Genomic DNA, 8,237 nt, shown 5'->3' on the forward strand with positions numbered 1-8,237 from the left:
CGCGCAGGGGAGCTTTCTTTTTTTTGAGCGTACAACGAAGCTTTTGAGCATCGGAGGAAGGTGAGGCGATTTACGTTTGCGGGGAAGCGGCTAGCGGCGTGAACGCCGTCTTGAGCTGCGACCTGCTGTGGTTCTCCTGCCCGTGCGTCGTCTGGTCCCAGAGGGGCGGCGCGCACGTCCCCGGCCAGTTTTGCGTCCGCGTCTACGTCTTCTTCTTGCAGATGTATCCCAATCATCGACGTCATCGGATGCGGTAGTCGATGCGCCCTTTTTGCCAAAAGTACTCATCAGCAGCTTGAACATGGGGGCCATCTGTTGAAAGCTGGATACCATCTTCTGAACTTTGCCCACGGTGCCGATGATGCCGTCGATGCCGCCCATTCGGTCAATGATGCCTTTAATATCTCCTAATTTGTCGAGGGAGAGGGGGCCTTTGCTTTCGCTCGGGATCAGAGATGTGCTGGCGGGTGAAAAGCCGGAATCTGCTCCACCCGGTATTTGTCCTCCGCCCTGACCGAAGGAATCGGAAAGACCCGGGAAGGCGGAGACTTGCCCGTTCTGGTTTCTGCTTGGATGAGAATGATGGGAAGGCGGGTAACGATGATTCACAGAAATCACGACCTTTTTCAAAATTTCGCCTGCGACACGGAGAATAAGGGCCAATTGGCTCCATAATGTTCGTGTCAAGAGTCCGTTGTCCGCTCGCCAGACGTTTTCGTATACTTCCGTCTATCCTGCGTTAGTTTATGTAGTAGGCAAACATAAGGTTTGGACGAATGTCCCGAGTTGGTCGGATTTGTAAAAGTTTGCGATGTTTTTCGGGAAGGTGCTTACCTTCCTTTTTCTCTGTAAAGCGTGAATACGGTAACGGTTGAAAAATCATACCAATACTTATACAATGTAGAAGAGTCATGCATGTGCGGTAAAACAAGATAAGCTTGCTTTATAGGTGAACAAGCTTGTTGCGGAAAAAATTTTGTTGTTTTGCGGAACGCTGCTTGCTATACCGGGGTATCGGTTGGACGGCTGTTTACGCTTATATAGGGGTGAATACATCGTATGCAATTGAAAAAATTGAATGATAAAGCCATTGACCAACTGTTTGAGGCGGTATTGACGCTTAAATCGGTAGAGGAATGTTATATCTTTTTTGACGACTTGTGTACTGTCAACGAAATTCAGTCGCTGTCTCAGCGTCTGGAGGTTGCGCGCATGTTGGGGAAAGGCTCGACGTACAGTCAGATTGAAGCGGAGACAGGAGCGAGTACGGCTACTATCTCGCGGGTCAAGCGCTGCCTGAACTATGGGAATGACGGCTATAAGCTGGCATTAGAGCGTCTGGAGCGTTAAGTTTATGCAGCCTGGCATTCTGGTCATCAGCCATGGTTCAAGGGAGGAAGCTTGGGTTAAGCTGGTAGATGAGGCTGTGGCTCGGATAAAGCTGACGCGGCCTGTGCCGGTTGTCTCTGCATTTCTTGAGATTGTGGAAGGGCGTTTGATTCAGGACGGCATTGATCAATTGGAGGCGGAAGGCGTAACGGATATGTACGTGCTTCCGCTCTTTGTGTCTTCGGGCAGTACGCATGTGGACGATATCGGACAGGGTTTCGGCGAGCCGCGGGTATCTCCGGACCGTGAAGGTGAGTTGGCGACATTCGCAATTCGCACTGCCCGTGTGGAATACGGGCAACCGATCGACAACGATCCGTTCATTGCCGAGCTGCTGTATGAGAATATCCGGGAGCTGTCGGAGCAGCCTGAGCAGGAGGAATTGCTGCTGATCGGACATGGCAGCCGGGAGAAGATATTTCACGGACGCTGGCGCGACGGGCTTGCCCAGCTTGCGGAGCGGGTGCGCGAACTGGGCGGCTTCGCGGGTGCCCGTACGGCAATGCTGCTGCCGAATCAGGCGGCGTGCGTGCTGCGTGCGATGAACAACAAGGCCCCGCAGCGGGCGGTACTCGTGGTGCCGCTCTTTTTGAGCAAGGGTTATTTTACAAATAAAGTGATCCCGACAAGGCTGGACGGGCTGGAATATCGATATAATGGAAGAACGTTGCTGCCGCACCCTTTTGTCACAAGATGGATGGAGCAGCAGATTGAAGAATGGCTGGAGCGGATCGCTGCTGGTGAACATGCTGTTGCAGAAGTGGAGGCTGAACACTAGCACAAGAATAGCACGAGTAAACGCAGAATCAAAAATAAAAGGCAATGCGTTCCGGCAGTGAAAGGAGCGGGAAATGAATGGACTATAAACGAGCGCGATTAATCTATAATCCTACCTCGGGCCGTGAGGAGATGAAGCGGCGTCTGCCGGATATTTTGCAGCGGCTTGAAATGGGCGGTATTGAAACAAGTTGTCATGCCACGACCGGAGAAGGAGATGCGACGCGGGCAGCGACGGAGGCGATAGAACGCGGCTTCGACATGATCATTGCCGCAGGCGGTGACGGGACGTTGTATGAGATTATCAACGGCATGGCCGAGCAGGAGTACAGGCCGCCGCTGGGTATTTTGCCGTTAGGGACGACGAACGACTTTGCCCGGGCGCTTGGCATCCCGAAGCACTGGGAATATGCGTGCGATCTGATCATTCAACAGTATACGCGGATGATGGACGTCGGCAAGGCCAATGATCGTTATTTTATAAATATTGCGGGTGGGGGCTCGCTGACCGAGCTGACGTATGAGGTGCCGAGCAAGCTGAAAACGATGATTGGGCAGCTGGCTTACTATATGAAGGGTCTGGAGAAGATGGTGCGGCTGCGGCCGACAGAGTTGCTGATTCAGGGCAATGGCTTTGCGCCGATTCATGAAGAAATTATGCTGTTCCTGATTTGCAACAGCAATTCCGTAGGCGGCTTTGAGCGGCTGGCGCCGGAGGCGAGCCTGGATGACGGCTTGTTCGATGTCATTGTATTGCGCAAGTGTAATCTGCCGGAGTTTATCCGCATTGCATCGATGGCGTTGCGCGGCGAGCATTTGAACGATCCGCATGTTATTCATTTCCGCACGGACCAAATGACCGTGACGACGCCGGATTACGTGCAAATCAACCTGGACGGCGAGTATGGCGGCAATCTGCCGGGTGCATTCCAGGTGCTGCCGGCGCATTTACCGATTATTGTCGATGAATCCGGGCATTCGTCGTATAATTAGGAGATTAAGCGTGTGAAAGATTTCGGGGGAGCGGGGCGCTCACCCTTTAGTTAAAAGAAATGAAGAAGGCAATGGAACGGAGCGCAGTTAAATAATGAGTATACCAGTACAAAAAAACGATGTCGTGGTAACCGATGTAATCGGCTTGACGCATGATGGCGAAGGGGTAGGCCGTGTGGACGGCTTTACCCTTTTTATACAGGGGGCGCTGCCCGGCGAGCAGGTGCGGGCCAAGGTATTGAAAGTGAAAAAGCAATATGGCTATGCCAAGCTGCTCGACACGCTGAAGGCGAGCCCGGATCGCGTGGATGCGCCTTGCGCGATCTACGAGCAATGCGGCGGCTGCCAACTGCAGCATATGAGCTACGAAGCGCAGCTTCGCTGGAAACGGCAGCATGTCATTGACAATTTGCAGCGGATCGGGAAGCTGCAAATTGCAGATGGAGATGCAGATGCAGGAGTGCCAGGGGTAGGACAGCGTGGAGCGGGCATCATCGTGCATGACACAATCGGGATGGACGAGCCATGGCGCTACCGGAATAAGGCGCAAGTGCCGATCGGGATGGGTGGTGCAGGTCAAGGGACACCAGATTCACTCGTGGGCGGGTTTTATGCGCGCGGCAGTCATCGCATTATTGATATGGATGAGTGCCTGATCCAGCATGAGCGCAATGATGATGCTGTTCGCAAGGTGAAGCAGATCGGCAGGAAGCTAGGCGTAACCGCCTATGATGAGGAGAGCGGCCGTGGCTTGTTGCGCCATGTGATGGTACGGAGCGGTTTTGTCAGCGGCGAGGTCATGGTAGTGCTGATCACCAATGGCTCCCGTATTCCGCAGGTAGAGAAGTGGATTGAAGGGATTCGCGAAGCGCTGCCTGACGTGACCAGTATTGTGCAGAATGTGAATCAGAAGAAGACGAATGTCATCTTCGGCGAGGAGACGAAGGTTCTGTGGGGCAGTGAGGTTATCTATGACGAACTGGACGGCATTCGTTTTGCAATCTCGGCAAGATCGTTCTATCAGGTGAATCCGTTGCAGACGGTTGCCTTGTACCGCAATGCGGTGGAATACGCGGGATTAAGCGGTACGGAGACGGTCATTGACGCTTACTGCGGTATTGGAACAATTTCGTTGTTCCTGGCACGGCAGGCGGGACGAGTGTACGGCGTTGAGATTGTGCCGGAGGCGATTGAGGATGCGGGGCGCAATGCGGCGCTGAACGGGATTACGAATGCCGAGTTCGAGGCGGGCCCGGCCGAGGTTGTCATTCCGCGCTGGCGCGAGGAAGGCATCGTCGCCGATGTCATCGTCGTTGATCCGCCCCGCAAGGGCTGCGACCCTGCGCTGCTGGACACGATTCTGAAGATGAAGCCGGAACGGGTAGTGTATGTGAGCTGTAATCCTTCGACGTTGGCAAGGGATTTGCGAGTGCTGGAAGACGGCGGGTACAGGGCGGTGGAAGTACAGCCGGTGGATATGTTTCCGTGGACGGTGCATATCGAAAGTGTTTGTTTACTGGTTAAGAATTAATACAGGGTTTAATTTTCCTTGATTTATAAGGGGTTTCGGGGTTGGTACAGAAAGTTTTTTTGGACTATAACAGCGGGGTTTTGCGGCGGTTGGTGCGAAATTGGTGCGAATCTATCTTCAGACGACGTTCAGGGCAGACGAACGTCGTCTTTATTTCGTCTTCCTGGCTGGGAGGAACAGAATGTCGCTGACCTTGTTTGCCGCGTCCTTGTCGGCAGCTTGCAGCGCATGGCCGTAAATGTTCATCGTTGTTGTAATGTCACCATGTCCCAGCCGCTCTGCAATTACTTTAGCGTGAACGCCTTGATTAATCAAAAGCGTTGCCGCTGTGTGCCGCAGATCGTGGAAGCGGATATAGCGTAGCCTGTTCTTTTTAAGGAATATTCTGAACCACTGATACGGACGTTCGTGATGGAAGGCCTTGCCGTCTGGGTGCGCGAAGATGAATAGTTTATCGCCGCCCTGCCAGTCTTCTATAGCGTTCCGTTCTTCGGCTTGGTGCCGCTGGTATTCGCGTAAGAGTTCCAGCATTGCCGCCGACAAGCCTACCTTACGCCGGGATTTCTTCGTTTTCGGCTCCTTAACCTTTGCTACTCCGGCTGTAGTGGACGATACGCTTTGCTGTACCTCTATATGGCCGCGATCCCAGTCCACATGCCGCCATTCCAGCGCCAGCAATTCCCCGCGCCGTAGGCCTGTGTGTATCGCAAGTTTGACCATGACTTGCCAGTGTATCGGTTCTTTTTCTAGTGCCTGCATGAGCGTTTTGACTTCCGTTTCATCGTACGGTAAGACGTCTTTATAGCTTACCTTCGGCTTTTGCACTGGGGCGACCGGGTTCCGTTTTATAACCTCCCATTCGACCGCCCGTGAAAAAATGTTTTTGAGAATCCTGTGATTGTATTGGACGGAGCCTGACGACAAGCTGCCGTCTTTTCCGTCTTTTCTGCCCCCGGTCTTGCCAAGCGATTTCAGGTAGTCTGCGATTAATAGAGGTGTAATATCCTCCATCCGATAATGCCCAAATGTCGGGAGAATTCGAAGCTTTAAGTTGGAATCATACGTGTAAAGCGTCCGCTCTGCTAAATGTTCGTTTGCGTACTTTTCCCGCCACTCTTCCATAAATGCGCTGAACGTCATGCGCTGCGGTTTAATGTACTGGCCTGTTTCAATTTCCATTTTGAACTTTGCATACTCGCTTTCCGCTTCTCGCTTGGTACGACACTTTACGGTTTTCGTGTGACGAATGTATTTACCTTCTGCATCCTTGCCGCAGTTTACCGTTAGTCGCCAAGAGTCTTTCCCGCGCTTAACAATATTGGCCAATTTTACCCCTCTCTTTCCGCAAATAGAAATTCTACTACACCAGCTATACGTTGCTTGTCATGATCGGACAGAACCTTGCCTTTGTAGGTAATGTCTGATTTGCTCAAAAACTCCATTAATTCTGTTACGCGCCCCATTTCCTCCAGCCAAGACAGGTCATGTTCTGCGGCCTTTCGTTCCGCTCTTGCTGCTTCCAATTCTTTGTCTGCTTGTTCTACACGTTTCGTTGCTTGCTGATATTCTGAATGCAACCCTTTTAAGAGTGTTAGTTGGTCAATTTTCTGCGCCAGTTCTTCGGGTACATAGCCCGCTTTCAACATTAACTCTGAATAGTTGGTACCAAGTGCGGAAGCTAATTTTTTCAAAATTTCCGGCGAAGGCCCGCGCTCCCCACGTTCTATCTGCGAGATATACGGCTGGGACACTCCTGATTGTTCGGCCAGTACGGCCATAGATAGACCCGAAGCCTTTCTTATCGCTCTGAGGTACTCTCCAAAATTATTCACTTCCAAGCGCCACGCCTCCTTATAACAGAAATAATAAACGAGAATATCGCAAATAGCAATATTATAATTGCAATCTGAAATAAAATGATTTATGATAATATTGCAAATAGCAATTTATTGCAGATATCAATATTAAGGGGTTTTGCCAATGAGTGCTTTATGGGATGCTGCAAAGCTTGCAGACTTTTTAGGGGTTAGTCCATCAACGGTCTACGCAGGAGTAAGGGAAGCTGGCCCCGGTCGTATCCCGCATGTGAAAGTGAGGGGGCGTATCTTATTCCAGCAGGAAAAGGTTGTGGAGTGGCTTGAAAACCAGCCCTCCAACAAAATTCCAACTGGTGCTAGGGAGAATGAAAAAGGTGAGATTGTACAATGAACGGAGAAGTTCGGAAATTCAGCCGTAAAGCAGTTTGGCTGGCTGTTGATAGCGAATACGGTGACCGCCTTATGGAAATTACGCGGGAGCATGTCGCGCTGGCAAAGGAATTAATCGTAAATCGCGAAAGCGTTACAGAGCCTGACCGGGAGATTTATACAGCCTGTATTGAGCAATTGCGCCAGAAACGCGACAGCATTATTTCAAAATTCGAAGGAGGAAACGGCAATGATTGACGAGCGCGTGTTAGATGAAATCGAAAATTCAGTTGTCACGAATCCGGAATACAATAAACTAGTGGATGAAGCAATTCGGCTTTTGGAATTGCTGAATGACCGTCTTGACCTTGACCAGGAAGGCAAAGCAGCGCTAGATGCCCTGGAACATGCTTTAGCGGAAGCACAAGGCGTAGCGGTTCGCCAGGCATTCCAGAAGGGGTTGGCGTTCACAGCGCCGTGCGTTGAAGCATAGACACCCCGCATTTGCAATGATAAAATTTATCTATATTCATAGACAACTTAAAGGCGTTTGCGGGGGTTCGACCGAAGAAAATCCCCAGGTGTAACGAACAGCAAGCGGTACGCTGTTCGGCCATGATGCGGGGCCGCTGGACGGCCACAAACGGGCTTCCTAACATGCGTAATTAATACGTGCTGTAGGAAGCCTATTTTCATTTTCCATGAAAGGGGCGGCGAATTGGATAACAGCGAAGCAAAGGCAGAAGCCCGACGGGCCTATAAGGCGGCCTGGGGGCGTGAATGGCGCAAGCGAAACCCGGATAAGGCCAAGCAAGCACAGGAACGCTACTGGCTGCGACGCTTGCAGCGGCAGCTTCTGGCGACCGTAGGGCCGCGTAGCGGGATTAACCAGGCTTGAAGACGTTCCTACGCCCTTTAAAGACGCCACGGCTGTACTGACCGTCTGACGACGCTAGGGATTGTACGGTCATGGAATGGTCTACGGCTAGAGGTTATGAAGAAGGGCGGATAGAGGACAAAATACGAAAATGGAAGTAAAACGTAGCTACAAGGAGGAAATAAAAATCGGCGGCTAGACAGGGTACATTATCAAACCTGAAAAACAGCGAATTTGGCTGATTATAGCTGATTTTGGTTATACGAACGTATGTTCAGCATATATAAATGCGCCGGAAACGCTTAGGGGTACTTACAGCGGTTAGAAACTTTCTGTCTTTGAAAAACTTTTTAGACCCCTCCTAAGAATCCGAGGTGCATTATGTATTTTCTAGAACTCCAGCAGGTAATGCAAGGAATTAAAGAGTAACAGCGGTAGTAGTATTACTACTACTACTAGTAAGTATATATACTACTATATATAT

General features: G+C 51.0%; 11 protein-coding genes. 8 read left to right on the forward strand and 3 right to left on the reverse strand.

Annotated features, from left to right (window positions below; all coding sequences use genetic code 11):
- Window positions 1-90: 90 nt before the first annotated feature.
- The gene (locus JFN88_RS07640; RefSeq protein ID WP_199018730.1) at window positions 91-687 is read right to left on the reverse strand and encodes a hypothetical protein; all 597 of its coding nucleotides are present in this window, start codon (window positions 685-687) and stop codon (window positions 91-93) included.
- Window positions 688-1,059: 372 nt separating this feature from the next.
- Between JFN88_RS07640 and JFN88_RS07645 the strand changes: the two genes are divergently transcribed.
- The 4 genes from JFN88_RS07645 to rlmD all read left to right on the forward strand — a co-directional run bounded on the left by JFN88_RS07645 (window position 1,060) and on the right by rlmD (window position 4,690).
- Window positions 1,060-1,350, forward strand: coding sequence for a YerC/YecD family TrpR-related protein (locus tag JFN88_RS07645; protein WP_199018731.1), 291 nt, complete (start codon window positions 1,060-1,062; stop codon window positions 1,348-1,350).
- A gap of 4 nt (window positions 1,351-1,354) precedes the next feature.
- The gene (locus JFN88_RS07650; RefSeq protein WP_199018732.1) at window positions 1,355-2,167 is read left to right on the forward strand and encodes a sirohydrochlorin chelatase; all 813 of its coding nucleotides are present in this window, start codon (window positions 1,355-1,357) and stop codon (window positions 2,165-2,167) included.
- A 77-nt stretch (window positions 2,168-2,244) separates the two neighbouring features.
- Window positions 2,245-3,159, forward strand: a complete 915-nt coding sequence (locus JFN88_RS07655; protein WP_199018733.1) for a diacylglycerol kinase — start codon at window positions 2,245-2,247, stop codon at window positions 3,157-3,159.
- 94 nt (window positions 3,160-3,253) lie between these two features.
- Window positions 3,254-4,690 carry a 23S rRNA (uracil(1939)-C(5))-methyltransferase RlmD gene (gene rlmD / locus JFN88_RS07660; protein WP_199018734.1) on the forward strand — a complete coding sequence of 479 codons (1,437 nt, stop codon included), beginning with the start codon at window positions 3,254-3,256 and terminating at the stop codon, window positions 4,688-4,690.
- Window positions 4,691-4,840: 150 nt separating this feature from the next.
- Here rlmD and JFN88_RS07665 read toward each other — a convergent pair whose 3' ends face one another.
- Window positions 4,841-6,016, reverse strand: coding sequence for a tyrosine-type recombinase/integrase (locus JFN88_RS07665; RefSeq protein ID WP_199018735.1), 1,176 nt, complete (start codon window positions 6,014-6,016; stop codon window positions 4,841-4,843).
- A 2-nt stretch (window positions 6,017-6,018) separates the two neighbouring features.
- Window positions 6,019-6,522 carry a helix-turn-helix domain-containing protein gene (locus JFN88_RS07670; protein WP_332908447.1) on the reverse strand — a complete coding sequence of 168 codons (504 nt, stop codon included), beginning with the start codon at window positions 6,520-6,522 and terminating at the stop codon, window positions 6,019-6,021.
- 148 nt (window positions 6,523-6,670) lie between these two features.
- Between JFN88_RS07670 and JFN88_RS07675 the strand changes: the two genes are divergently transcribed.
- The 4 genes from JFN88_RS07675 to JFN88_RS07690 all read left to right on the forward strand — a co-directional run bounded on the left by JFN88_RS07675 (window position 6,671) and on the right by JFN88_RS07690 (window position 7,774).
- Window positions 6,671-6,898, forward strand: coding sequence for a helix-turn-helix domain-containing protein (locus tag JFN88_RS07675; RefSeq protein ID WP_199018736.1), 228 nt, complete (start codon window positions 6,671-6,673; stop codon window positions 6,896-6,898).
- Window positions 6,895-7,134: a hypothetical protein gene (locus JFN88_RS07680; RefSeq protein ID WP_199018737.1), complete on the forward strand. Its 240-nt coding sequence runs from the start codon at window positions 6,895-6,897 to the stop codon at window positions 7,132-7,134. Before JFN88_RS07675 ends, JFN88_RS07680 begins: the two co-directional genes overlap by 4 nt.
- Entirely contained in the window at window positions 7,127-7,369 is a 243-nt protein-coding gene (locus JFN88_RS07685) for a hypothetical protein (RefSeq protein WP_199018738.1), read from the forward strand. Before JFN88_RS07680 ends, JFN88_RS07685 begins: the two co-directional genes overlap by 8 nt.
- Before the next feature lie 225 nt (window positions 7,370-7,594).
- On the forward strand, window positions 7,595-7,774 hold the full coding sequence (locus JFN88_RS07690; RefSeq protein WP_199018739.1) for a hypothetical protein: 180 nt from the start codon (window positions 7,595-7,597) through the stop codon (window positions 7,772-7,774).
- The last annotated feature ends 463 nt before the right edge of the window (window positions 7,775-8,237 follow it).

The sequence above is a fragment of the Paenibacillus roseus genome (assembly GCF_016424485.1).
GTDB lineage: Bacteria > Bacillota > Bacilli > Paenibacillales > Paenibacillaceae > Paenibacillus_D > Paenibacillus_D roseus.

Bases quoted from the DNA above. Each gene is read 5' to 3' on its own strand.
- JFN88_RS07655 (WP_199018733.1), top strand. From the start codon at position 2,245: ATGGACTATAAACGAGCGCGATTAATCTATAATCCTACCTCGGGCCGT.
- JFN88_RS07650 (WP_199018732.1), top strand. From the start codon at position 1,355: ATGCAGCCTGGCATTCTGGTCATCAGCCATGGTTCAAGGGAGGAAGCT.
- JFN88_RS07685 (WP_199018738.1), top strand. From the start codon at position 7,127: ATGATTGACGAGCGCGTGTTAGATGAAATCGAAAATTCAGTTGTCACG.
- JFN88_RS07645 (WP_199018731.1), top strand. From the start codon at position 1,060: ATGCAATTGAAAAAATTGAATGATAAAGCCATTGACCAACTGTTTGAG.
- JFN88_RS07675 (WP_199018736.1), top strand. From the start codon at position 6,671: ATGAGTGCTTTATGGGATGCTGCAAAGCTTGCAGACTTTTTAGGGGTT.
- JFN88_RS07680 (WP_199018737.1), top strand. From the start codon at position 6,895: ATGAACGGAGAAGTTCGGAAATTCAGCCGTAAAGCAGTTTGGCTGGCT.
- rlmD (WP_199018734.1), top strand. From the start codon at position 3,254: ATGAGTATACCAGTACAAAAAAACGATGTCGTGGTAACCGATGTAATC.